Source organism: Streptomyces sp. NPDC028298, assembly GCF_055565895.1.
Map to the genome: position 1 here is coordinate 1,191,752 of NZ_JBVHTL010000001.1, position 24,308 is coordinate 1,216,059.

Genomic DNA, 24,308 nt, shown 5'->3' on the forward strand with positions numbered 1-24,308 from the left:
CTCAGTCCCCCGCCGTGAGGACGTCGTCGGCGGCGCGTTCCGGTGTCCGCGCGGGGTGCCCGAGCGGGTGGGCGAGCCCGACCTGTACGGCGGTCACCTTGTACTCGGGGCAGTTGGTCGCCCAGTCCGAGTTCTCGGTGGTCACCACGTTGGCGCCGGTCACGGGGTGGTGGAACGTGGTGTAGACGACGCCGGCCGGCATCCGGTCGGAGATCTCCGCCCGCAGGCTGGTGCTCCCGACACGGCTGGCCAGCGTCACCAGCGCGCCGTCGGTGATGCCGCGGACCTCGGCGTCGTGCGGGTGCAGTTCCAGGACGTCCTCGGGATGCCAGGCGACGTTGCCCGTCCGCCGGGTCTGCGCGCCGACGTTGTACTGGCTGAGGATGCGCCCGGTGGTGAGCACGAGCGGGAAGCGCCGGGTGCTGCGTTCGTCGGTCGGCACGTAGGCGGTGACGACGAACCGGCCCTTGCCGCGCACGAATGCGTCGACGTGCATGACCGGTGTCCCCTCGGGGGCGGAGGCGTTGCACGGCCACTGCACGCTGCCCAGCTTGTCGAGCAGACCGAAGGACACTCCGGTGAACGTCGGGGTGACGGCGGCGATCTCGTCCATGATGCGGCCCGGATGGTCGTACGACATCGGGTATCCCATGGCGGTGGCGATCTCGCACACGATCTGCCACTCGTGCCTGCCGGTCCTCGGCTTCATCACGGCGCGCACCCGGTTGATCCTGCGTTCGGCGTTGGTGAAGGTGCCGTCCTTCTCCAGGAAGGACGCGCCGGGCAGGAAGACGTGGGCGAACCTGGCCGTCTCGTTGAGGAACAGGTCCTGCACGACGACGAGTTCCATGGCTTCGAGCGCGGCGGTGACGTGCTGGAGGTTGGGGTCGGACTGCGCGATGTCCTCTCCGTGCACGAACAGGCCGCGGAACGTCCCGTCGATCGCCGCGTCGAACATGTTGGGGATGCGCAGTCCGGGTTCGCCGAGAAGGGTGCCGCCCCACAGGTTCTCGAACACCTCGCGGACGGCGTCGTCGGACACATGGCGGTAGCCGGGCAGTTCGTGCGGGAACGAGCCCATGTCGCAGGAGCCCTGGACGTTGTTCTGTCCGCGCAGGGGGTTGACCCCGACGCCGTCGCGGCCGATGTTGCCGCACGCCATCGCGAGGTTGGCCATCCCCATGACCATGGTGGAGCCCTGGCTGTGCTCGGTGACGCCGAGGCCGTAGTAGATGGCGCCGTTGGGTGCCGTCGCGTACAGCCGTGCGGCGGCGCGCAGTTGGGCGGCGGGGACGCCGCTGATCCCCTCGGTGGCCTCCGGGCTGTTCTCCGGCCGGGCGACGAACTCCGCCCACGCGTCGAAGTCTTCGCACCGCGTGTCCACGAAGGTCCGGTCGACGAGCCCTTCGGTGACGACCACGTGGGCCATGGCGTTCACGACGGCGACATTGGTGCTGGGGCGGAGCTGGAGGTGGTGCGCGGCCTCGATGTGCGGGGAGCGCACCAGGTCGATGCGGCGCGGGTCGACGACGATCAGCTCCGCGCCCTCGCGCAGGCGCCGCTTCATCCGGGAGGCGAACACCGGGTGTCCGTCGGTGGGGTTGGCCCCGATCACCATGATGACGTCGGCCTGCGCCACCGAGCGGAAGTCCTGGGTGCCGGCCGACTCCCCGAAGGTCTGCTTGAGTCCGTATCCGGTCGGGGAGTGGCAGACGCGGGCGCAGGTGTCCACGTTGTTGTTGCCGAACGCGGCGCGCACCATCTTCTGGACGACGTACACCTCCTCGTTGGTGCACCGCGACGAGGAGATCGCGCCGATCGCCCCCTGGCCGTGGCGCCTCTGGATGTCCCGCATCCGGCGGGCGACCGTGCCGATGGCCTCGTCCCAGCCGACCTCGCGCCAGGGGTCGGTGACGCGGTCGCGCACCATCGGCTTGAGGACCCGGTCGGGGTGGGTGGCGTAGCCGAAGGCGAAGCGGCCCTTCACGCACGAGTGGCCCTCGTTGGCGCCGCCGTCCTTGTACGGCACCATGCGGACGAGTTCGTCGCCGCGCAGCTCGGCCTTGAAGGAGCAGCCGACCCCGCAGTAGGCGCATGTGGTGACCACCGACCGGGTCGGCATGCCGAGCTGGACCACCGACTTCTCCTGGAGCGTGGAGGTCGGGCAGGCCTGGACGCAGGCGCCGCAGGAGACGCACTCGGAGTCCATGAACGTCTCGGCGGCGCCGGGTGAGACCTTGGAGTCGAAGCCGCGTCCCTCGATGGTGAGCGCGAAGGTGCCCTGGACCTCGCCGCAGGCGCGCACGCAGCGGGAGCACGCGATGCACTTGGCGGGGTCGAAGTCGAAGTACGGGTTGGAGGTGTCCTTCGGCGCGTCGAGGTGGTTCTCGCCCTCGTAGCCGTACCGCACCTGGCGCAGGCCCACCACGCCCGCCATGTCCTGGAGTTCGCAGTCGCCGTTGGCGGGACAGGTGAGACAGTCCAGCGGGTGGTCGGAGATGTACAGCTCCATGACGCCCTGGCGGAGCTTCTCGACCTTGGGTGTCTGGGTCCTGACCGTCATCCCGTCCGTCACCGGGGTGGTGCAGGAGGCGGGGGTGCCGCGCCGGCCGTCGATCTCCACCACGCACAGCCGGCAGGAGCCGAAGGCCTCCAGGCTGTCGGTGGCGCACAGTCTGGGTATGTCGACACCGGCGAGCGCGGCGGCGCGCATCACGGAGGTGCCCTCGGGGACGGTCACCGCCAGCCCGTCGACCTCCACCGACACGGTGGCGGCCCCGGGCCGTTCGGGGGTTCCGAAGTCGGGTTCCTTGAGCAGGGTCATGACGTGGCCTCCCTCCTCGCGCCGCTCGGCGGGCGGGAGTCGGCCTCCCGGCCGGCCTCACGGGCGAGGAAGTCGTCAGGGAAGTGGGTGAGGGCGCTCCGTACGGGCATCGGTGTCAGTCCGCCCATCGCGCACAGCGAGCCGTCGGTCATCAGGTCGCACAGGTCTTCCAGGAGCGCCAGGTTCTCGTCCGGGTGCCGACCGGCCACGATCTTGTCGATGACCTCGACGCCGCGTACCGAACCGACCCTGCACGGTGTGCACTTGCCGCAGGACTCCGCGGCGCAGAACTCCATCGCGAAGCGGGCCTGGGCGGCCATGTCGACGGTGTCGTCGAAGACGACGACGCCTCCGTGGCCGACCATCGCGCCTGCCTCCGCGAAGGCCTCGTAGTCCATGGGCAGGTCGAACATCGACGTGGGCAGGTAGGCGCCGAGCGGTCCGCCGACCTGCGCCGTGCGCACCGGACGCCCGGAGAACGTGCCGCCGCCGTATTCCTCGACCAGTTCGCGCAGGGTGACGCCGAACGCGGTCTCGACGATGCCGCCGTGCGCGATGTTGCCGCCGAGCTGGAAGACCTGGGTGCCGCGGGAGCGTCCGACACCGAGTTCCTCGTAGGCCCGCGCGCCGTCCGCGAGCACGACGGGGACGGTCGCGAGGGTGAGCACGTTGTTCACCACGGTCGGTCTGCCGAACAGGCCCTCGATCGCCGGGATCGGGGGTTTGGCGCGGACCGTGCCGCGCTTGCCCTCCAGGCTCTCCAGCAGGGAGGTCTCCTCGCCGCAGATGTACGCGCCGCCGCCTACGCGCACGTGCAGGTCGAAGGCGAGTCCGGAGCCGAGGATGTCCGCGCCGAGCCAGCCGCGTTCGCGGGCGATGCCGATCGCGGCCCGCATCGTGGCCACCGCGTCCGGGTACTCCGAGCGGATGTAGAGGTAGCCCTCGCTCGCCCCGACCGCGTGCGCGGCGATGGTCATGCCCTCGATGAGCATGAACGGGTCGCCCTCCATGACCATCCGGTCGGCGAAGGTGCCGCTGTCGCCCTCGTCGGCGTTGCAGCAGACGAACTTGAGGTCGTCGGCGCGGTCGAGGACGGTCTTCCATTTGACGCCGGCCGGGAAGCCCGCGCCGCCCCTGCCGCGCAGACCGGACGCGGTGACCTCGGCGACCACGTCCGCGGGCGGCCGCTCCAGCGCCGCGCGCAGTCCGGCGAGGCCGCCGTGCGCCACGTAGTCGTCCGTGGACAGCGGGTCGGTGACACCGACCCGGGCGAAGGTGACCCGGTTCTGCCGGGCCAGCCAGGGGAGTTGCTCCACGACGCCGAGCCGCAGCGGATGGTCGGCGCCGTCGAGCAGGCCCGCGGCGAGCAGGTCCTCGACGTCGGACGGGGCCACGGGGCCGTATCCCACGCGGCCGTGCGGGGTCACGACCTCGATCAGGGGCTCCAGCCAGAGCATGCCGCGCGAGCCGTTGCGTACGACGTCGAGGGGGAGGCCGTCGCGCACGGCGGCCCGTCGCAGGGCGTCCGCGATGTCGTCGGCGCCGACGGACCGGGCCGCGGAGTCGCGGGGGACGTAGACGGTGGTCGTGGGGCGTGCCGTACCGTCGCCGTTCACGAGGAGACCGTCCCGTCCAGGACCGAGCCCAGCCGGGCGGGTCCGACGCGCCCGTACAGCCGCCCGTTGACCTCGACGGACGGGCCCAGCGCGCAGTTGCCGAGGCAGAAGACCTGCTCGACGGTGAAGGCTCCGTCCGCGCTCGTCTCGCCGAGCTCCAGTCCGGCCTCCCGCAGGTGTCGCACCAGACCCTCGGCGCCGAGCGCCTGGCAGGCCTCCGCCCGGCAGACGCGCACGGTGGTGCGTCCGGCCGGTTCCGCGCGGAAGTCGTGGTAGAAGGTCACCACTCCGTGGACGTCCGCCCGGGAGAGGTTGAACTCGTCGGCGAGCACGGGAATCGCCTCTCGCGGCACACACCCCAACTCGGCCTGTACGGCGTGCAGTACGGGAAGGAGCGCGCCGCGCTGATCCCGGTGCGCGGCCGCCGCCCTCCGGACCACGCTCTCGACCGTCACGTCGTCCACGCTGGCCGTCATGATCGCTCCGCCTTCCGTCGTGCGGGTTCCCGGCGATGCCTGCGAGACCGGGACACTACCCCATACAGGCTTCTGTATACAGAACTCAATCCGAATCAACCTCCTTCGGCGGGGCGGCACTTGGCCGCGGGAACGGACGACCGCGGGCACCTCGCGCGCGGCCCGTGGCTCGCGGACACCCGTTCAGGCACCCCCGCCGACCTGGGATCGCCTCTCGACCGCCCCACCGTCTTGCATACGAAAACCTGTATGCTGACGCAGCCGTCGGGAACCCTTTCGGCGGCCACCTCTTGGCAGAGCCGTCGGCCCCGCGGGCCCGGTGGCGGAACGGGGCTCCCATGCGTGAGGCACTCACGGCCGCCGCGACCCGGCGCGTCACCCGCCCGGCGCCACTGCGGCAGGCCGTGTACGACGCCCTGACCGAGCTGATCGTCAACGGCTCCCTCAAGCCCGGCCAGCATCTCGTCGAGGCCGAGCTCGCCGAGCATCTCGGGGTCAGCCGGCAGCCCGTACGGGAGGCCCTGCAGCGACTCCAGACCGACGGATGGGTCGATCTGCGTCCCGCCCAGGGAGCCTTCGTCCACTCCCCCACCGAGGAGGAGGCCGCCCAACTCCTCGGCGTCCGGGCGGTGCTGGAGACCTACTCGGCCCAACTCGCCGCCCAGCACGCGAAACCCGAGGACGTCGAGAAGCTCTGGGAGCTGCACCAGGAGGGCGTCGACGCCCTCGCCGCGAGCGACGTCGAGCGGCTGGTCGCGGCCAACACCGCCCTGCACGCCTTCATCACCTCGATCGGCGCCAACGCCGTACTGGCCGAGCTGATCGCGGGTGTCGGCCAGAAGGTGCGCTGGTACTACACGCCGATCGCCCGGCCCCGCGGCAAGGAAGCGTGGAACGAACACGCCCAGCTCATCAGGGCGATCGCCAAGGGCGACTCCGACCGCGCCGGCGAGGTCATGCGCAAGCACACCGAGCGCACGACCGGCTTCTACCGCAAGCAGATCGCCGCCGGGACGAGCCAGGACTGACCGGAGGGGCCCTCGCACGGGAGTCATGACGCGCGTCCGCGGCGTCATGCCGCGGGGGCGGGACGGAGGCGCCGACCCACGGACCGTGGAGCGCTGGGCCCGGGTCCGAGTCCCGGTCCGATTCCGAGTCCCGGTCCAGGCCCGGATCCCGGTCCCGGTCCAGGTCCAGGTCCGGATCCTGGTCCAGGACCGCGTCCGGGAAGCGCGCCGTCCGCCGCCGCCGTCAGCTCCAGGAGCCACGGCCGCACGGTGCGCAGCACGACGTCCAGTCCCCCTCCGTCCCGTCCGAGCATCACGTCGGCGGGCACGAGCACCGGATCCGCGTGCAGGGTGGAGGTGGCGCTGCCCCTGGGCCCTCCCCCGCCGGACCGGGCCGGCACGAACAGGTCCGAGGCCTGCGCCGGGACGACCCACAGCGTCACACCGTCCCGCCCCGCGAGCGGGCGCGAGGACCAGAGGTAGCTGTCGGCCTCGCCCGCCGCGACCACCCGCCGCCTGCGGCCCCGCAGGGCGACCACGTCGGCGAACCTGGCGGCGGCCGAGCAGGACACCGCGCGCGAGCCCTCGTACGAACCCTGGTACCTCGCCTCGTACGTCATCTCGTACGTCATCTCGTACGCCGTCTCGTACGTCGTCGCGTGCGGATCCTCATCCAGCGCAAGGCTCATGAGGTGACGCCCCGCGGCGATCTCCTCCCGCACCCAGGAACCGCCGCAGGACTCGACGGCGGCGACCGCGGCGAAGTGGGACGCGAGCACAGTGGCGGTGGCGGGGCACAGGCGGGCCGTCCGCGCGACCACGTCGGCCGCCTCGGACAGCCCGAGGCCGGCGCCGCCGGACTCCTGAGGGAGGGTCAGACCGAGGAGTCCGGCACGGCCGAAGGCGGCCACCGCGTCACGCGGGAACCGGCCTTCCCGAGCCGTCAGTTCGGCGGCGGGCGCGACGACCTCGGCCAGGACGGCCGAGAGAGAAGTGCGGTAGGACACGGGGTGACCCCCTCCTCGCGAACAGCTTCCCAATGGAACTGCATACAGTATGCAGCGCCCTGTCGCAGTGCACCAGAGAGGCGGAAGGGCGAATCCAGGCGACCCGGCGACCCGGCGACCGGCGACCGGCGACCGGCGACCGGCGACCGGCGACCAACGGAACCGGAGCCCTCAGCCTCGCGGGTCGATCTCCCTCAGCAGCCCGGTCGTGACGTCGAAGACGAAGCCGCGGACGTCGTCGGTGTGCGGCAGGAACGGCGAGGTACGCACCCGTTGGAGCGACTGCCGTACGTCCTGGTCGACGTCCCGGAACGCCTCGACCGCCCAGGCCGGCCGCTGCCCGACCTCCATCTCCAACTCGTGCCGGAACTCCTCGGTGATGCTCTGCAGACCGCAGCCGGTGTGGTGGATGAGTATGACGCTGCGCGTCCCCAGCGCACGCTGACTGATCGTCAGGGACCGGATGGTGTCGTCGGTGACGACACCGCCCGCGTTGCGCACGGTGTGACAGTCGCCCAACCGGAGGCCGAGCGCGGCGTGCAGATCGATGCGGGCGTCCATGCAGGCCACGACGGCGACACGCTGAACCGGCCGCGCGTCCCGGCCCGGATCCACGAACCCGGCGGCATACGCGCGGTTGGCCGCCACGAGCCGGTCGATGACCGTCCCGTCACCCGGAAGGCGGTCCGCGGACGGGGCGGGACGACGGGATGCTGAAGTCGACATTGCGGGGCTACCTCACTCCGGTCGATGACGGGGAGACCGGGGAGACCTCTACCCCTTCCATGTATGCGATATGCGATAACCCACGTTCTCACCGACCCCTTACGAAGCCGTCGCGCCATCCGACGGGAAGGACGGACGGTGTCCGCCCCGGCGCCTCGCCGTGGAGCGCGGGCGCCTCGCCGTGGAGCGCGGGCGGATCGCCGTGGAGCGCGGGCGCGCCTCACCACGGAGCACGGACGCCTCACCAGGGAGACGGCCGCGGCCACCCCGGCGGACGTGCCGGGCACGGTCACGACCCCGCCCATCCGCAGGCCACGCGGCATCACGCCGCACGGCTGGCGGCCGCAGAACGCGCGACGCCGGGTTCGGGGTGATTTATGGTGACTCCAGGAGGATGCCCCGACCGGAGGTGCAATGATGCGCGCCGCGGCAGCGATCGGCTCTCTGGCTGTCAGCGTGGCGCTCATCGTCGCGACATCGGCTTGTGACGAGGGCGAGCCCGAGTCGTCGAAGGCCCAGTACGGGGACTGCGAGGTCTCGGGGCACCACGGAGAGTTCCATCTCTCGCCCCGGACGGCGGGCGCCCTCACGGTCAAGACGACCCTGCCCGCCCCCGGCTGGTGGAACGGCAACACGCCGGCCGAGGTCAAGAGCGGCTACGAGTACTGCATGGCCGCCAACATCGCCTACCGGTCCGGGCTCGACCGGCTGAAGGTGGAGAACGCCCCCTTCCCCGAGGTCGTGTCCGGCCGGACCACGAACTTCGACCTGGCCCTCGCGCAGATCACGATCACCCCGGAACGGAGCAAGGTCGCCGAGTTCTCCCCGCCCTACCTCGACTCCACCCTGGGAGTGCTGATCAGGGACGGCGAGAAGATCAACGAGAACAACCTCCGCGACGTCCGTATCGGGGTCGCCGAGGGCACCACGGGCGAGGCGTTCGTCAAGAACCGTCTCAAGCCGACCAAGCCCGTCACCGCCTACGCCAACGACCCGGAGATGGTCACGGCGCTGGAGAAGGGCCGGATCGACGCGGTCGTCCACGACACGACGATCCTGCTGGCGTACCCCCAGAAGCGGGAGGGCAGGGTGCGCATCGTGGGCCAGTACCGGACCGACCAGGGCTACGGCGCCCTGTTCCCGAAGGGTTCGCCCAACAGGAACGAGGTGGACCGGATCATCAAGCAGCTCATCGACGACGGGACGCTCGCCAAACTGTCGGTCGTCTACCTCGGGGCCGCCTTCGGCCAGGACCCGGACAAGATCCCGTACTTCACGGTGAAGCAGGGCTCCTGAACGCCCCGGCACACCCGGCACCCCGCCGTACGCGGCGAACCCACGCTCCCGCACGGCACGGCGGCCGGGTTCCGCCCCGTTTCACAGGTCCGCCAGCAGGAGACTTCCCAGGTCCCCGGCGGCCGGGGCGTCGAGCGCCTGCTCGGCCCAGATGATCTTGCCCCGGTCGGTGTAGCGGGTCCCCCAGCGGCGGGACATCTGCGCGACGAGGAACAGACCACGGCCCCCCTCGTCGGTGAAGGCCGCGCGGCGCAGGTGCGGGGAGGTGCTGGTGCCGTCGGCGACCTCGCAGATCAGGCTGTCGCGATCGCGCAGCAGCCGCAGACTGATGGGGCTCCCGCCGTACCGGATGGCGTTCGTCACCAGTTCGCTGAGGATCAGCTCGGTCGTGAAGGCGGCCTCGCCGAGCCCCCAGGCCTCCAGCCGGTCCGTGGCCTCGGCGCGGATCCGCGAGACGGCCGCGGGGTCCTCCGGTACGTCCCACTCCGCGACCTGGTCCGGGTCGAGCAGCCGGGTGCGTGCGACGAGCAGGGCGACGTCGTCGCTCGCCCTGGTGCGCAGCATCGCGTCGAGCACCGTGCGGCAGGTGTCGTCGGGGGAGGTGCCGTCCGTGTGGGCGAGCGCGTCCTTCAGCATGCCGAGCCCGGTGTCGATGTCACGGCCGCGGGCCTCGACCAGGCCGTCGGTGTAGAGGACCAGCCGGCTGTCGGCGGGCAGCAGCAGTTCGGCCGTCTCGACCGGCAGACCCGCCCCGACGCCCAGGGGCGGGGCGACGGGGATGTCGGGGAAGGTCACGGAGCCGTCGGGGGACACCAGCGCCGGCCCGGGATGGCCGGCCCGGGCGACGACACACCGCCCGGTGACCGGATCGTAGACCGCGTACAGACAGGTCGCGCCGGTGATGGCCTCCGCCGCCGCGTCCTCGTCGATCCGGGTGATCAGGTCGTCCAGGTGCCCGAGAATCTCGTCCGGGGGCAGGTCGAGGGCGGCGAAGTTGTGCACCGCGGTCCTCAGGCGCCCCATCGTCGCGGCCGCGTGCAGACCGTGTCCGACGACGTCGCCGACCACGAGGGCCACCCGGGCTCCCGGCAGCGGGATGACGTCGTACCAGTCGCCGCCCACCCCCGCCTGGGCGGGCAGGTACCGGTGCCCGACGTCCAGCGCGGACAGCTCGGGGAGCACGCCGGGCAGCAGGCTGCGCTGGAGCGTGACGGCCGTGATGTGCTCGCGGGTGTAGCGGCGGGCGTTGTCGATGCACACGGCCGCCCGGGCGGCGAGCTCCTCCGCGGGGGACAGGTCGTCCGGCTCGAACGCGTCCTGCTCCGAACGCCAGAACTCCACGACCCCCAGCAACTGCCCCCGCGCCTGGAGCGGCACCGAGATCATGGAGTGGATGCCGTACTCGGTGATCTTCCGCGTCCGCTCCGGGTCCTGGGCCCGCCATCCGTCGGCCGTGGCGAGGTCTTCCACCAGGACCGGCCGGCCGGTGACGATACCGATGGCCACAGGGTTGCCAGGCACGTGGTGCATGCGGGTCCCGACGGGCGACAGCGGCGCGTCGTCGCGGATGCCCGCCGACGCGACGCGGTGCATCTCCATGTTCGACCCCGTCGGCTCACCACCGTGCAGCACGGGTTCCACCAGCTCGATGGTGGCGAAGTCGGCGAAGCGCGGGACGGCCACCTCGGCCAGTTCCTCGGCGGTGCGCTTCACGTCCAGGGTGGTGCCGATCCGCGTGCTGGCGTCGTAGAGCAGCCTCAGGCGCCCGCCCGCCACGTCCGCGCGGCCCGCGAGGGCGCGCAGCTCCGTGGTGTCCCGCAGGGTGGCCACGCTGCCCCCCTTCGGGCCGACCGGCCGCACGTTGACCGCGAGCAGGGTGTCCCCGGCCAGGAAGACCTGGTCCGTGGCCACCTGGCCCGATCCCAGCAGTGCGGCCAGGGCCGGGCTCAGGCCGAGTGCGGTGACCGGTCTGCCCTCGGCCTCCGGCGGCAGCGCGAGCAGCCGGCGTGCCTCGTCGTTGGCCAGGAGCAGCGTTCCGTCACCGTCCAGAATGATCACGCCTTCGCGGACCGCGTGCAGGACGGCGTCGTGGTGCTCGTACATGCGGGTCATCTCCACCGGCCCGAGGCCCGCGGTCTGGCGCCGCAGTCGCCCGCTGACCAGTGCCGACCCACCCGCGGCCAGCAGCAGCGCCACACCGCCGGCGGCGAAGATCACCGGCAGTTGGTTCTGCACCACGTTGGCCACCTTGTCCACCGTGACCCCCACGGTGATGAGGCCGACGACGGTCCCCTTGTCGTCGAAGACGGCCACCGTCGAGTCGACCGCCTTGCCCAGGCTGCTGTCGAACGTGGTCTGGTGGGGCTGGCCTCCGAGCGCCTCGCCGTAGGAGGTGGAGACGTGCTTGCCGATCTGGTCCGGGTCCGGGTGGGTCCACCGGAAGCCGTACGGGCTCAGCGCCACGACGTAGTCGACGCCGGTCTTCTTGCGCACCACCTCGGCATGGGGCTGGAGTGCCGCCGTGGGGTCCTTGCTCTTCATCGCGGCCGCGGTGCCCGGGGCGTTCGCGAACGTCTGGGCCACCGCCAGTGACCGGTCGCCGGCCTCCCGGATCGCGCGGTTGCGGTCCTGGAACACGAGCACCACCACGGCCGTGGCGATGAGCAGCAGAACGACCGCCAGTTGCAGCAGGAAGACCTGACCGGCGACGCTGCGCGGAGTCAGCATCGACCGGACACGCCGGCCGGCCGATGGTCGATGGGCCTCCGGGCCGGATTCCGACGGCCCGGCCTTCGGCGGTACCCGGTCACCCCGTCGGCTCGCTGGGACGTATCGCCCAAGTTTGCCCATTTCATCAGTATCAGTGACGGCCCCGGTGGGCGCGGCTCAGGACGGGCCGGTCCGGGCTCCCGGGCGACGCGGCGACCGGGTCCGGCCCGTCGTTCGACGCCGGCGGTCCGGGGGCGGGCCGGGCCGGCTCGCCCCCGGGGGAGGTCAGCTGTTGGCGTTGAGGACGGGGTAGTAGCCGCTCGCGTGGCCGGTGGCGGTGGGGTGGTACGACTCCCAGCTCGGGGAGACCACCAGGGAGTGCAGCCAGCCGTCGCTGGAGCACAGCTCATGGCCGCCGAACGCGGTGCGGACGTCTCCGAAGACGAAGCCGTGGGCGGCGGCGCGGGCGGCGATGACACCATCGATGACGTCAGAGGCCTCGTCGATCTTGCTGTGCTTGGTGGCGCTGAGACCGACGCAGAAGACGTTGAGCGTATACATGTGCGGGTAGCCGAGGACGACCACCTTGGCGTTGGGGGCCTTGGCGCGGATGGCGTCGTACGTGGCGTCGAGGCGGGCGGGGAGGGTGTTCCGGGCGTAGTTCTCGGCTGTGTTCACGCGGTTGACGCAGTCGGTGTCCGACCCGGTGACACAGGTGGTCATGACGTCCGAGAAGCCGGCGTCGTTGCCGCCGATGGTGAGCGAGACGAGGCCGGTGGCGGAGTTCAGCGGGGCGAGCTGGCTGTTCGTCACATCCGTGGTGACCGCTCCCGAGCAGGACGTGTCGGCGAACGAGGACGGGGCGTGCGCGTTTTTCCACAGGTAGGGGTAGGCGCTGAGGCTGCGGTGGCAGCCTCCGCTCGAACTGTCGTAGTTCCCTGCGCCGTTGCCGGCCGAGTACGAATCCCCCAGCGCGACATACGCCGGCCCGGCGGCGTGCGCCGGGCCGGTCAGCACCAGGCCGAACATCATCGCGAGACCGAAGGCGACAAGGGTGGATCGCAATTTGACGCGTCTCACAGGACCTCCCTGAGCGGGAAAGCTGGCCCTCATTTGGTACAACAGGCAACCACTTGACGGAAGTGTTCATGTCAACATTGTTTCCGTATTCAACATCACGTTTGACGTCACGGAAACATGTCTCCGACCGGGCGCGCGGCACCCTGAAGGAGGGGGTGTGACGGGAGAGGACGCCTGATGCGAACCAGCGACGAGATGCGCCGCTCGGCGGTGGCCTGGATCCCGCCCGCCGACCTGTGGCCGCCCATCCAGGGCATCCGCCGGGACTACGACCCTCAGATCCACCGCTGGCCGCCCCACGTCAACGTCCTCTTCCCGTTCGTGCCCGAGTCCGACTTCGAGCGGGCGGCCCCGCTGCTCGCCGCGGCGAGCGCCGAGGTGCCGGTGTTCACCGCGCGACTGGACGGCGTACGGACCTTCCGGCACAGGGCGTACGCCACCGTGTGGCTCGACCCGGCGGCGGCCGGCCAAGCCCCCTGGGCGGACCTGCACCACGCACTGCGGCAGCGGTTCCCGCACGGCGACGGGCCCGCCAGGAGCTTCACCCCCCATCTGTCCCTGGGCCGGACCCGTGATCCACTGCGGGTCGGCGCCGACTGCGCCGCCCGGCTCGACGCCATGACGGCGACGGTCTGGGAGCTCGTCCTGCTCTCCCGCAGGGGCCAGGGGCCGATGCGCCCCCGGGCCACGATCGCCCTGAGCACGGGCGAGCTCCGCCGACTCCCCGCACCGGACCCGGAGACTCCCGGCCCGGAGGACACGGCGTGGCTCTCCGTGATCTCCGAGAGGTGAGGCGCCGGCCGACCGGGCCGGGCGGCCCGATGGCGGATCCGGCGACCGGGCGGCCCGACGGCGATCCAGCGGCCAGGTGGCCCACTGGCGGATCTGGCGGCAAGGCGGCCCACTGGCGGATCTGGCGGCAAGGCGGCGCACACGTGGCGCGTGAGACCCGCCACAAACCACCCAACAAATCGGACTAATGCGCAAAAATGCTTCTTTGAAGCTGATTGCCCCCTGGCGATCGGCCGGGGGATTCAACCACCAGTGGCATGGGAGAAGCGTTTGATCACCGCACGCAAGCGACGCACCGGGCTGATGGCTACGGCCGGAGCACTCGCACTCACGGCGCTGGGCGGTACCAGCTACGCAGCCACCAATGACACCGGGTCCCACCCGGAGACGCGGGCACAGGCGACCCAGTCGGACGCCCAGGACGTCTCCGACGCCCGAATAAAGATCACGCCCGGTCCGGCCCACGGCGTCGGGACGGACGACCCCGTGAGCGTCACCGTCAGCGACGGCAGACTCACCAAGGTGACCATGACCGCCGTCGCGACCGGCACCGAGGTGCAGGGCACCCTGTCCGCGGACGGCACGTCCTGGACGGCGAACGGCCCGCTGAAGCAGGCCACCCGCTACCAGGTCGCCGCGGAGGCCGTGGACGCCAAGGGCCGCGCCGCCACCGAGAACGCCTCGATCTCCACGGTCTCCCCGGCCAACGACTTCCTCGGCCACCTCTCCCCCGAGAACGGCTCGACCGTCGGCGTGGGCATGCCGGTGAGCTTCGACTTCGGCAGGGCGATCGCCGACAAGGCCGCCATGGAGTCGAAGATCCAGGTCAGCACCAGCAGCGGCGAGCAGGTCGTCGGCCACTGGCTCAGCGGCAGCCGCCTGGACTTCCGCCCCGAGCACTACTGGAAGCCCGGCTCCACCGTCACCGTGAGGATGAACCTCGACGGTGTCGAGAAGACGGTCACGTTCAAGATCGGCCGGAGCCAGATCAGCACCGTCGACGCCAAGACGAAGCAGATGACCGTCAAGCGGGACGGCAAGACGATCAGGACCATCCCGATCTCGTCCGGCAGCGCCGAGCACCCGACGTACAACGGCCAGATGGTCATCTCCGAGAAGTACCGGCAGATCCACATGAACGGTGCGACCGTCGGCCTCACGGAGAAGAACGGCAAGCCCTCCTACGACATCGAGGCCGTGCCGCACGCCATGCGCCTGACCGACTCGGGCACGTTCATCCACGGCAACTACTGGGGCGGCGACTCCGTCTTCGGCAAGGTCAACACCAGCCACGGCTGCGTCGGCCTGAAGGACGTCAGGAACGCCGGCAACGGCAAGATGCCGGCCGCGTGGTTCTTCGACAACTCGCTGACCGGTGACGTCGTGATCGTCAAGAACTCCGCGGACAAGGCCACCGTGGCCCCGGGCAACGGCTTCAGCGACTGGAACATGCCGTGGAGCCAGTGGGTCTCGGGCGGCACGTCGAACTGACGCCACACCCCCACGGGCACGCGAGCCCGCATCCCTCCCGCCAGGCGGCGGCCGGCACACCACCGGCCGCCGCCCACGGCGCCGGGGACGCCCGGAGGACCCTCCGAGGAGCCCCGAGTGAGGAAAACGCGAAGAGGACCTCGACCATCAGGTCGGGGTCCTCGTTCGTGAATCACTACAGAGAGTGTCCGAGGGGGGACTTGAACCCCCACGCCCGATAAAGGGCACTAGCACCTCAAGCTAGCGCGTCTGCCATTCCGCCACCCGGACAAGGTGTCTGCCGCCTGACCGGGGCGTTCCCCGCGGCGACATGGATAACAATACCAAGGTTTCGGAGTGCCTTTCACCTGCATATCCGTCCCCCGGAGCGGGTCCGCGGAGCGGAGTGGGGGTGCGCCTACAGTCTCACCATGGGTGACTGGATGACTACCGGTGGTCTGCGGGAAGGGCGGCGGCCGAGAGCGCTGTCGCCGTTGCGGGAGCACCTGCGGGACACGTTCTGGTTCGCGCCCACCGCGGCCATGGTGCTGGTCTTCGTGGTGTGGGCGGTGGCGACGGAGATCGACACCGCGATCGTCGACGCGCTGCACGACGCCCGCGACTACGACACCCTCGACGATCTGCTGCGCCTGGCCGACGACGCGAAGGCCGTCGTGACCGTGGTCAGCTCGGCGATGATGACCTTCATCGGCGTGGTCTTCAGCATCTCGCTGGTCGCCGTGCAGATGGCGAGCGGGCAGTTCAGTCCGCGCGTGGTGCGGATCTTCGTACGGAGCCGGATCACCAAGGCCACCTTCGCGGTGTTCCTCGCCACCTTCCTGCTGTCGCTCCTCGTGCTGACCTCGTACGAGGGACAGGCCGAAGCGCGGTACGTGACCTCGATCCCGCTGGTCCAGTCGGTGCTGACGCTCACCATGCTCGGGCTGAGCCTGCTGCTCTTCGTGCTGTACGTGAACCAGACCCTGCGGCTCATGCGCATCAGCCATGTCATCGACCGCATCACCCGCGAGGCGTTCAAGGTGGTCGCGCGCATGCCCGTGGCCCGCTCGACCGGCGAGGAGGACACGCTCGGGCCCGAGACGGCCCGGGTCGCCCACCACGGACGGGCCGGCGTCCTTCGGGACGTGAACATCGCCCGGCTGGTGCGGGCGGCCGGGCAGGAGGACGTCGTGCTGCGGCTGCTCCCGCGGATCGGGGACTTCGTCGTACCGGGCACTCCGCTGTTCGCCGTGCACGGAGGCCCCGCCCCGGCCGGGCGGTCGCTGAGCTACACCGTGTCCGTCGGCGTGGACCGCACCTTCCACCAGGACTTCGCGTTCGGACTGCGCCAGCTCGCCGACATCGGGCTGCGGGCGCTGTCGGCCGCGGTGAACGACCCGACCACGGCCGTGCAGGCGATCGACCGCATCGTGCAGTTCCTGGCCGCCGTCGCCGGCCGGCCCCTCGACACCGCTCTCCACCGGGACCGGCGCGGGAAGGTTCGGCTGGTGCAGCCCGTGCCGGGCTGGACGGAGCTGGTCGATCTCGGGTTCGCGGAGATCCGGGGCTGCGCGGTGGGCACTCCGCAGGTCACCCGGCGCATCGTGGCGGGCCTGGACGACCTCGCCGCGATCGCTCCCGCGGACCGCCGCGAGCCCCTGCTCCGCCACCGCGCCCTGCTCGTCGAGGCCGTCGAGCGCTCCGTGGCCGAGCCCTCGGACCGCGCCTTCGCCCTGCACCCGGACCGGCAGGGCATCGGTTAGCCGACCGGAAGGCACCGATTCACCGACCCGCCCGGCTCACGGCATCAAGTGGTACTCCGGGAAGTTCCCCGGCAGCCGCTCCCCCGCCGGGCCCCGCGTCACCGCGCGCACCAGGAGTTCCCCGCCCACGAACGCGCCGCGCCACGACGCTCCGAAGCCGCCGAAGAGTTCGTCGCGGTCGCCGCGGGAGCGGGGCCTGCCGTGGCCGACCTTGAACGCGCGGATCTGGGGGGCCAGCCGGTCGTACGTCGCCTCGTCGTCCGTGGACAGGGTGGCGACCAGCGCCCCGTTCGAGGCGTTCATCGCGGCGAGCAGTTCGGCCTCGGTGTCGACCAGGACGATCGTGTCGACCGGGCCGAAGGGCTCCGCGTGGTGCAGCGGTGAGGAGGGCGGCGGATTGAGGAGCGTCACGGGCTGGACGTACGCCGCGGTGTCCTGGCCGGGCAGGAAGCGGGCGTCGGACGGCTTGCCCCGGTACAGCGGGACCGCGCCGCGGTCGATGGCCTCGGTGACCTGGTCGTCGAGTTCCTTGGCCTTGGCCGCGTTGATGACGGGGCCGAAGTCCAGCGACGGGTAGGGGTCGTCTGGGTGCTCGACGGCGAGCGGATGGCCGGTGCGCAGGGTGCGGACGGCCGGCAGGTACGCGGCGAGGAAGTCGTCGAACAGGGCGCGCTGGACGACGAAGCGCGGGTAGGCGGTGCAGCGCTGCTTGCCGTAGTCGAAGAGCTTGGGGACGACCGCCGTCAGCGCGTCCCAGTCGCTGTGGTTCCAGACGCCCCAGGTGTTGAGCCCCTCCTGTTCGAGGACGTGGCGCTTGCCGAGGTCGGCGACGGCGGTGGCCACCGCGGCGCCGGTGTCGCGGCCGCCGACGAAGGAGACGCAGCCGATCTCGGGCGCGCGCACGAGCGCCTCCGACAGCTCGCCCCCGCTGCCGCTGACAAGGGTGAGGGGCAGTCCTTCGCGTACGGCGAGCGCGCAGGCCAGGGTGAGACACGCGACCCCGCCGTCGGTCGGGGTCTTGGCGATGACCGCGTTGCCCGCGAGTGCCTGGACGAGCATGGCGTGGACGAGGACGCTCATCGGGTAGTTCCAGCTCGCGATGTTGGAGACGGGGCCGTCGAGCGGGGTCCGGCCCTCCACCATGGGTTCGATGCCGTCGACGTACCAGCGCACGCCGTCGATCGCGCGGTCCACGTCGGCCTGGGCCAGCCGCCAGGGCTTGCCGATCTCCCAGACGAGCAGCAGCGCGAGCAGTTCACGGTGTTCGGTGAGGGCGTCGAGGGCCGCCGCCACGCGGGCCCGGCGTTCGGCGAGGGGCACGTGCCGCCAGGCGCGGTGCTGGTCGAGCGAGGCGCGGACGGCCTGCCGTGCCGTGGTGGCGTCCAGGCGTGGCGGTCCGGCGACGGGGCCGCCGTCGACGGGGCTGGTGGCGGGCAGGGCCCGGCCGTCGGCCTGCCAGCCGGCGTTCCAGAGGTTGAGCACCCGGTCGTCGCGGAACGCCTCGGGGGCGGCGGCGAGGGACCGCCGCCAGGCGTCGCTCCAGGACGTGCCGGACTTGAGGACGAGGGGGGCGGGAGCGTCGGGGCCGCGACGGGGCGTCGGGCCGGACGGGGTCGGGCCGGGGGTGGTCACGAGTGTCTCCGCTCTCGGTGCACGGTCGGGGGCGGGGGCCCGGCCCCTGCCGGACGGTAGGTCGATCGGGCCTCGCGAACAGTCGTCGCGTACGGAGGTCGCATGAGGAAGGTCGCGTGAGGAAGGTCGCGTAAAGGAGGTCGCGTAAGGAAGGGGGAGGCGGCGGGGGCGGGCGGCTTCCGGAAGTCACCACGGATCAACTATGAGTGACATCGCTCGGCGTCGCGCGCTCCGCCAGCCGCGCGAGGACCAGCCGGGCCGTCTCCGTCGGGGTGCCGCCGACCTGGACCCCGGCCGCCTCCAGGGCCTTCCTCTTGGCCTCGGCGGTGCCCGAGGAGCCGGAGACGATGGCGCCGGCGTGGCCCATGGTCCGGCCCTCGGGGGCGGTGAATCCGGCGATGTAGCCGACGACGGGCTTGGTGACGTGATCGCGTACGTACGCCGCCGCCCGTTCCTCGGCGTCGCCGCCGATCTCCCCGATGAGAAGGATCAGCTCGGTGTCGGGGTCCTTCTCGAAGGCCGCCAGACAGTCGATGTGCGAGGTGCCGACGACGGGGTCCCCGCCGATGCCCACGCAGGTCGAGAAGCCGACGTCCCTCAGTTCGTGCATGAGTTGGTAGGTGAGGGTGCCGGACTTGGAGACCAGGCCGATGCTCCCGGGGCCGGTGATGTCGGCGGGGACGATGCCCGCGTTCGACCGTCCGGGGGAGATGAGGCCGGGGCAGTTGGGGCCGATGACACGGGTCCCGCGGGCGGCGGCGTGCGCGCAGAAGGCCACGGAGTCGTGGACGGGGATGCCCTCGGTGATGACGACGGCGAGCGCGATCCCGGCGTCGGCGGCCTCCAGCACGGCCGCGCGGGCGAAGGCGGGCGGCACGAACACGACGCTCACGTCGGCTCCCGTCGCCTCGATCCCCTCGCGCACCGACCCGAAGACGGGCACGGTCCGCGGGGCCCCGGGGCGGCCCTCGGGACCGGGGAGGTCGAACTCCACGGTCAGACCGGCCTTGCGCGGATTGACGCCGCCGACGACGTCCGTGCCGGCGGCGAGCATGCGCCGGGTGTGCCGCATGCCCTCGGCGCCGGTCATGCCCTGGACGAGGATCTTGGACTCCTGGGTGAGAAAGACGGCCATGTCCCTCTTCCTTCAGTTCGTGTGGGCCAGGCGGGCGGCCAGGCGGGCGGCGGCGTCCATGGTGGGGGCCTGGTGCACCAGGGGGTGGGCGCGGTCGCCGAGGACGGCGCGGCCCCGGGCCGCGTTGTTGCCGTCGAGCCGGACCACGATCGGTTTGGTCGGCCGTACGGCGTCCAGGGCCCGCACGATCCCGTCGGCGACGGCGTCGCAGGCGGTGATGCCGCCGAAGACGTTGACGAGGACGGACCGAACGCCGGGGTCGGACAGGACGACGGACAGACCGTCGGACATGATCCGCGCCGAGGCCCCGCCGCCGATGTCGAGGAAGTTGGCGGGGCGGGCACCGCTTCCGGCGACCACGTCGAGCGTCGACATGACGAGACCGGCGCCGTTGCCGATGACACCGACCTCGCCGTCCAGCTTCACGTAGTTGAGGCCCTTGGCGGCGGCCGCGGCCTCCAGCGGGTCGTCGTGCGAGGTCTCCTCCTTCTGCTCCCAACGTGCTTGGCGGTAGCGGGCGTTGTCGTCGAGCGTGACCTTGCCGTCCAGGGCCGTGAGCTGCCCCTGGGCGGTGCGGACGAGGGGGTTCACCTCGACCAGGAGGGCGTCCTCGCGGACGAGTACCTGCCAGAGCCGGACGAGGACGTCGGCGGCGCGCGGGGGCAGTCCGGCCGCCCGGGCGATGGCGGCGGCCTTCTGCGGGGTGACGCCCTCCGCGGGGTCCACGGGGACGCGCGTCACCGCCTCCGGCCTGGCCGCCGCGACCTCCTCGATCTCGGTGCCGCCCTCGGCGGAGGCGATCGCGAGGAAGCGCCCGGCGGCGCGGTCGAGGACGTACGAGACGTAGAACTCGGCCTCGATGTCGACGGGTCGGGCCAGCATGACCGAGCGGACGGGGTGGCCCTTGATGGTCATGCCGAGGATCTCGCGGGCCGCGCGTTCGGCGGCCTCCGGGTCCTCGGCGAGCCGCACTCCGCCCGCCTTGCCGCGCCCGCCCGTCCTCACCTGGGCCTTGACGACGGCCCGGCCGCCGAGTCGGCGGGCGATGTCCCCCGCCCGGCCGGGTGAGTCGGTGACCTCGGCGCGCGGCACCAAGATGCCGTGTTCCTCGAAGAGTTGCCGCGCCTGATGTTCGTACAGGTCCACGTTTCGGCTCCTGTCCTGAAAGTGGTGCACGACCCCTGGACATCACCCATCGGATGCGGGATAACACTCTTCATACAGTATTCGTCGACTGTATGCAATGTACCGAACCTGGCCCACCCGCCGCCGCACCGCAGCGGCTCAAGGCAACGGACAAGTGAGGTGACCTGTGACGACCAAGGCTCTCGAAGGCATCCGGGTCCTGGACATGACGCACGTTCAGTCCGGCCCCTCGGCGACCCAGTTGATGGCCTGGCTCGGCGCCGACGTGGTCAAACTCGAGGCGCCGAGCGGTGACATCACCCGCACCCAGCTGCGGGACATCCCGGACGCCGACTCGCTCTACTTCACCATGCTGAACAGCAACAAGCGCAGCATCACCCTCAACACCAAGACCGAGCGCGGCAAACAGCTCCTGACCGAGCTGATCAGCCGATCCGACGTCCTGGTGGAGAACTTCGGCCCCGGAGCGATCGACCGCATGGGCTTCACCTGGGACCGCATCCGCGAGATCAACCCGCGGATCGTCTACGCGTCCATCAAGGGCTTCGGGGACGGCCCGTACACCGACTTCAAGGCGTACGAGGTGGTCGCGCAGGCGATGGGCGGCTCCATGGCCACCACCGGGTTCGAGGACGGGCCGCCGATGGCCACCGGCGCCCAGATCGGCGACTCGGGCACCGGCGTCCACGCCGTCGCCGCCGTCCTCGCCGCGCTGCTCCAGCGCACCCGCACCGGACGCGGCCAGCGCGTCAACGTGGCCATGCAGCACGCCGTCCTCAACCTCTGCCGGGTCAAGCTGCGCGACCAGCAGCGCCTGGCCCACGGTCCGCTCGCCGAGTACCCGAACGACGACTTCGGCGACGAGGTCCCCCGCTCGGGCAACGCCTCCGGCGGCGGCCAGCCCGGCTGGGCCGTCAAGTGCGCGCCGGGCGGCCCCAACGACTACGTCTACGTCATCGTCCAGCCCACCGGCTGGAAACCGATCACCCGGCTGATCGGCCGCCCCGAACTGGCCGACGACCCCGGCTGGTCCACCCCGCGGGCCCGGCTGCCCAGGCTCGCCAAGATGTTCCAGCTCATCGAGGAATGGACCACGACGTTGCCCAAATGGCAGGTGCTGGAGAAGCTCAACGCCGAGAACATCCCGTGCGGACCGATCCTGTCCACCAAGGAGATCATCGAGGACGCCTCGCTCGCCGCCAACGACATGGTCGTCGAGGTGCCGCACCCCGAGCGCGGCTCGTACGTCACCGTCGGCAGCCCGCTCAAACTCTCCGACTCCCCCGTCGACATCACCGCCTCCCCGCTGCTCGGTGAGCACAACGAGGAGATCTACATCGGCGAACTCGGCCTCGGTGACGAGGAATTGCGGCTTCTCCGGACGGGCGGGGTGATCTGAGGTGGCGACTCAGGACCGGGTGGCACGGGTGCGGGCGCTCCTCGACGGCGTACGGCGCGAGGGCCGCACCGCGCTGACGGCCCCCGAGGGCAAGCGGATCGCCGACGCCTACGGGATCGCGGTGCCCGGTGAGGAGACCGCCCGCGACGAGGACGAGGCCGTGCGCCACGCGGAAGGGTTCGGCGGCCCCGTGGTGATGAAGATCGTCTCCCCCGACATCCTGCACAAGACCGACGCGGGCGGGGTGCTGGTCGGTGTGGAGGGGGAAGCGGACGTACGGGCCGCGTTCCGGACGCTGGTCGCCAACGCCCGCTCGTACGACGCCCGCGCCCGCGTCGACGGCGTCCAGGTGCAGGAGCTGATCCCGCCCGGACAGGAGGTCATCGTCGGCGCGGTGACCGACCCGACCTTCGGGAAGGTCGTCGCCTTCGGGCTCGGCGGTGTGCTCGTCGAGGTGCTCAAGGACGTCACCTTCCGGCTCGCTCCGGTGGACACCGACGAGGCGCTGTCGATGCTCGACTCGATCCGCTCGGCGCAGATCCTGCGCGGGGTGCGCGGCGGGCCGGCGGTGGACCGGACGGCCCTCGCCGAACAGATCCGCCGCGTCTCCGAACTCGTCACGGACTTCCCCGAGATCGCCGAGGTCGACCTCAACCCGGTGATCGCGTCCCCGGACGGCGCGGTCGCGGCGGACATCCGCGTGATCCTCGGCGCGAGCGCCCCGGCCGGGCGGCGCCGGTACACCCGTGAGGAGATCCTCGCCTCCATGGACCGGCTGATGCGGCCGAGGTCGATCGCCGTGATCGGCGCCTCCGACGTCCCGGGCAAGATCGGTCACGCGGTGCTGCGCAACCTCGTCGACGGAGGCTTCGCGGGCGAGATCCACCCGGTGAACCCCAAGGCCGACGACATCCAGGGCCGCAAGGCCTACGCGAGTGTCACGGACGTCCCCGGCGAGGTGGACGTCGCGGTCTTCGCCGTCCCCGCCCGCGCGGTGCCCCGCGTCCTGGAGGAGGCCGGACGCAAGAACATCCCCAACGCGGTCCTGATCCCCTCCGGTTTCGCGGAGACCGGCGAAGCGGCCCTCCAGGACGAGATCACGGCCATCGGCGAGCGCCACGGCATCCGGCTGCTCGGTCCGAACATCTACGGCTACTACTCGACCTGGCACGACGTGTGCGCCACGTTCTGCACGCCCTACGACGTGAAGGGCGGTGTCGCGCTCTCCTCGCAGTCCGGCGGGATCGGCATGGCCGTGCTGGGGTTCGCCCGGACGACGAAGACGGGTGTCTCGGCGATCGTCGGGCTCGGCAACAAGGCGGACCTGGACGAGGACGACCTGCTCACCTGGTTCGGCGAGGACCCGCACACCCGGTGCGTGGCGATGCACCTGGAGGACCTCAAGGACGGCCGCGCCTTCGTGGAGGCGGCCCGCGCCACCGTCCCGAAGAAGCCCGTCATCGTCCTGAAGGCGGGGCGGACCGCCGCCGGCGCGCGGGCCGCGGGCTCGCACACCGGGGCCCTCGCGGGCGACGACGCCGTGTACGACGACATCCTCCGGCAGGCCGGGGTCATCAGGGCTCCCGGCCTGACCGACATGCTGGAGTACGCGCGCGCCCTGCCGGTGCTGCCCGCCCCCCGGGGCGACAACGTCGTGATCATCACCGGAGCGGGCGGAAGCGGGGTGCTGCTGTCGGACGCGGTCACGGACAACGGGCTGTCCCTGATGGAGATCCCGCCGGACCTCGACGCCTCCTTCCGGGAGTTCATCCCGCCCTTCGGGGCCGCGGGCAACCCGGTGGACATCACGGGCGGCGAACCGCCGTCGACGTACGAGGCGACGATCCGGCTCGGTCTGGAGGACCCGCGCGTCCACGCGCTGGTCCTCGGCTACTGGCACACCGTCGTCACCCCGCCCATGGTCTTCGCCGAGCTCACCGCGCGCGTGGTGGCCGAGTTCCGCGAACGCGGCGTCGAGAAGCCCGTGGTGGCGTCGCTCGCGGGCGACGTCGAGGTCGAGGAGGCGTGCCGGTACCTGTACGAGCGGGGGGTCGTGGCCTACCCGTACACCACCGAGATGCCGGTGGCCGTCCTCGGCGCGAAGTACCGCTGGGCGCGTGCTGCGGGCCTGTTGGGGGGTCGTTCATGACCTGAGGACGCGGGGGGCCGGCCGACGGTGCGCGTCGGCCGCCCCCGGGACCCGTGAGCGCACGAAAGGCATGTGGCAGGG

17 protein-coding genes and 1 tRNA gene are annotated in these 24,308 nt (G+C 71.5%); 7 read left to right on the forward strand and 11 right to left on the reverse strand.

Annotation, left to right across the window (positions count from 1 at the left end; translation table 11 throughout):
• Window position 1: 1 nt before the first annotated feature.
• The 3 genes from fdhF to ACZ4TO_RS05360 are packed head-to-tail and all read right to left on the reverse strand — an operon-like array spanning window position 2 to window position 4,916.
• Complete coding sequence (gene fdhF / locus ACZ4TO_RS05350; protein ID WP_468023477.1) at window positions 2-2,824, reverse strand: formate dehydrogenase subunit alpha; 2,823 nt, start codon at window positions 2,822-2,824, stop codon at window positions 2-4.
• Window positions 2,821-4,440, reverse strand: a complete 1,620-nt coding sequence (locus tag ACZ4TO_RS05355; RefSeq protein WP_468023478.1) for a formate dehydrogenase beta subunit — start codon at window positions 4,438-4,440, stop codon at window positions 2,821-2,823. The genes fdhF and ACZ4TO_RS05355 overlap by 4 nt, the downstream gene beginning before the upstream one ends.
• Window positions 4,437-4,916 carry an NADH-quinone oxidoreductase subunit NuoE family protein gene (locus ACZ4TO_RS05360; RefSeq protein WP_468023479.1) on the reverse strand — a complete coding sequence of 160 codons (480 nt, stop codon included), beginning with the start codon at window positions 4,914-4,916 and terminating at the stop codon, window positions 4,437-4,439. The genes ACZ4TO_RS05355 and ACZ4TO_RS05360 overlap by 4 nt, the downstream gene beginning before the upstream one ends.
• 338 nt (window positions 4,917-5,254) lie before the next feature.
• Here ACZ4TO_RS05360 and ACZ4TO_RS05365 point away from each other — a divergent pair, with 338 nt between their 5' ends.
• Window positions 5,255-5,944: a GntR family transcriptional regulator gene (locus tag ACZ4TO_RS05365; RefSeq protein ID WP_468023480.1), complete on the forward strand. Its 690-nt coding sequence runs from the start codon at window positions 5,255-5,257 to the stop codon at window positions 5,942-5,944.
• Between the two features lie 44 nt (window positions 5,945-5,988).
• Here ACZ4TO_RS05365 and ACZ4TO_RS05370 read toward each other — a convergent pair whose 3' ends face one another.
• Both ACZ4TO_RS05370 and ACZ4TO_RS05375 read right to left on the reverse strand, forming a co-directional pair.
• Complete coding sequence (locus tag ACZ4TO_RS05370; protein ID WP_468023481.1) at window positions 5,989-6,930, reverse strand: acyl-CoA dehydrogenase family protein; 942 nt, start codon at window positions 6,928-6,930, stop codon at window positions 5,989-5,991.
• 171 nt (window positions 6,931-7,101) lie between these two features.
• Entirely contained in the window at window positions 7,102-7,656 is a 555-nt protein-coding gene (locus ACZ4TO_RS05375) for a beta-class carbonic anhydrase (RefSeq protein WP_468023482.1), read from the reverse strand.
• A 417-nt stretch (window positions 7,657-8,073) separates the two neighbouring features.
• Between ACZ4TO_RS05375 and ACZ4TO_RS05380 the strand changes: the two genes are divergently transcribed.
• Entirely contained in the window at window positions 8,074-8,952 is an 879-nt protein-coding gene (locus ACZ4TO_RS05380; protein ID WP_382795379.1) for an ABC transporter substrate-binding protein, read from the forward strand.
• Window positions 8,953-9,033: 81 nt separating this feature from the next.
• Here ACZ4TO_RS05380 and ACZ4TO_RS05385 read toward each other — a convergent pair whose 3' ends face one another.
• Both ACZ4TO_RS05385 and ACZ4TO_RS05390 read right to left on the reverse strand, forming a co-directional pair.
• Window positions 9,034-11,679 (reverse strand): SpoIIE family protein phosphatase, encoded by a 2,646-nt coding sequence (locus tag ACZ4TO_RS05385; protein WP_468023483.1) that lies wholly within the window; start codon window positions 11,677-11,679, stop codon window positions 9,034-9,036.
• Window positions 11,680-11,946: 267 nt separating this feature from the next.
• On the reverse strand, window positions 11,947-12,693 hold the full coding sequence (locus tag ACZ4TO_RS05390) for an SGNH/GDSL hydrolase family protein (RefSeq protein WP_468023786.1): 747 nt from the start codon (window positions 12,691-12,693) through the stop codon (window positions 11,947-11,949).
• A 225-nt stretch (window positions 12,694-12,918) separates the two neighbouring features.
• On the opposite strand from ACZ4TO_RS05390, the gene ACZ4TO_RS05395 reads away from it, so the two are divergent.
• Window positions 12,919-13,533, forward strand: coding sequence for a 2'-5' RNA ligase family protein (locus ACZ4TO_RS05395; protein ID WP_468023484.1), 615 nt, complete (start codon window positions 12,919-12,921; stop codon window positions 13,531-13,533).
• A 303-nt stretch (window positions 13,534-13,836) separates the two neighbouring features.
• Window positions 13,837-15,024: a L,D-transpeptidase gene (locus ACZ4TO_RS05400; protein ID WP_382795430.1), complete on the forward strand. Its 1,188-nt coding sequence runs from the start codon at window positions 13,837-13,839 to the stop codon at window positions 15,022-15,024.
• 185 nt (window positions 15,025-15,209) lie between these two features.
• On the opposite strand, the gene ACZ4TO_RS05405 is transcribed toward ACZ4TO_RS05400, so the two are convergent.
• Window positions 15,210-15,294 (reverse strand) — tRNA-Leu (locus ACZ4TO_RS05405).
• Window positions 15,295-15,434: 140 nt separating this feature from the next.
• On the opposite strand from ACZ4TO_RS05405, the gene ACZ4TO_RS05410 reads away from it, so the two are divergent.
• On the forward strand, window positions 15,435-16,766 hold the full coding sequence (locus ACZ4TO_RS05410) for a DUF2254 domain-containing protein (RefSeq protein WP_382795371.1): 1,332 nt from the start codon (window positions 15,435-15,437) through the stop codon (window positions 16,764-16,766).
• A gap of 36 nt (window positions 16,767-16,802) precedes the next feature.
• Here the strand turns inward: ACZ4TO_RS05410 and ACZ4TO_RS05415 are convergent, their stop codons facing one another.
• From ACZ4TO_RS05415 to sucC, 3 genes are all read right to left on the reverse strand, one after another.
• Window positions 16,803-18,398: an aldehyde dehydrogenase family protein gene (locus ACZ4TO_RS05415; protein ID WP_468023485.1), complete on the reverse strand. Its 1,596-nt coding sequence runs from the start codon at window positions 18,396-18,398 to the stop codon at window positions 16,803-16,805.
• 196 nt (window positions 18,399-18,594) lie between these two features.
• A complete protein-coding gene (gene sucD / locus ACZ4TO_RS05420; protein WP_468023486.1) occupies window positions 18,595-19,533 on the reverse strand; it encodes a succinate--CoA ligase subunit alpha in 939 nt (312 codons plus the stop codon).
• 12 nt (window positions 19,534-19,545) lie between these two features.
• Entirely contained in the window at window positions 19,546-20,679 is a 1,134-nt protein-coding gene (sucC, locus tag ACZ4TO_RS05425; RefSeq protein WP_468023487.1) for an ADP-forming succinate--CoA ligase subunit beta, read from the reverse strand.
• Between the two features lie 166 nt (window positions 20,680-20,845).
• On the opposite strand from sucC, the gene frc reads away from it, so the two are divergent.
• Together frc and ACZ4TO_RS05435 are read left to right on the forward strand one after the other, a co-directional pair.
• Entirely contained in the window at window positions 20,846-22,078 is a 1,233-nt protein-coding gene (gene frc, locus ACZ4TO_RS05430) for a formyl-CoA transferase (protein ID WP_385049120.1), read from the forward strand.
• Window position 22,079: 1 nt separating this feature from the next.
• The gene (locus ACZ4TO_RS05435; RefSeq protein WP_468023488.1) at window positions 22,080-24,227 is read left to right on the forward strand and encodes an acetate--CoA ligase family protein; all 2,148 of its coding nucleotides are present in this window, start codon (window positions 22,080-22,082) and stop codon (window positions 24,225-24,227) included.
• Window positions 24,228-24,308: the final 81 nt, after the last annotated feature.

Coding starts and splice junctions, on each gene's coding strand:
- fdhF (WP_468023477.1), bottom strand. CDS start 2,824: ATGACCCTGCTCAAGGAACCCGACTTCGGAACCCCCGAACGGCCCGGG.
- ACZ4TO_RS05360 (WP_468023479.1), bottom strand. CDS start 4,916: ATGACGGCCAGCGTGGACGACGTGACGGTCGAGAGCGTGGTCCGGAGG.
- ACZ4TO_RS05365 (WP_468023480.1), top strand. CDS start 5,255: ATGCGTGAGGCACTCACGGCCGCCGCGACCCGGCGCGTCACCCGCCCG.
- ACZ4TO_RS05375 (WP_468023482.1), bottom strand. CDS start 7,656: ATGTCGACTTCAGCATCCCGTCGTCCCGCCCCGTCCGCGGACCGCCTT.
- ACZ4TO_RS05380 (WP_382795379.1), top strand. CDS start 8,074: ATGCGCGCCGCGGCAGCGATCGGCTCTCTGGCTGTCAGCGTGGCGCTC.
- ACZ4TO_RS05385 (WP_468023483.1), bottom strand. CDS start 11,679: ATGCTGACTCCGCGCAGCGTCGCCGGTCAGGTCTTCCTGCTGCAACTG.
- ACZ4TO_RS05390 (WP_468023786.1), bottom strand. CDS start 12,693: ATGATGTTCGGCCTGGTGCTGACCGGCCCGGCGCACGCCGCCGGGCCG.
- ACZ4TO_RS05395 (WP_468023484.1), top strand. CDS start 12,919: ATGCGAACCAGCGACGAGATGCGCCGCTCGGCGGTGGCCTGGATCCCG.
- ACZ4TO_RS05400 (WP_382795430.1), top strand. CDS start 13,837: ATGGCTACGGCCGGAGCACTCGCACTCACGGCGCTGGGCGGTACCAGC.
- ACZ4TO_RS05410 (WP_382795371.1), top strand. CDS start 15,435: ATGGGTGACTGGATGACTACCGGTGGTCTGCGGGAAGGGCGGCGGCCG.
- sucD (WP_468023486.1), bottom strand. CDS start 19,533: ATGGCCGTCTTTCTCACCCAGGAGTCCAAGATCCTCGTCCAGGGCATG.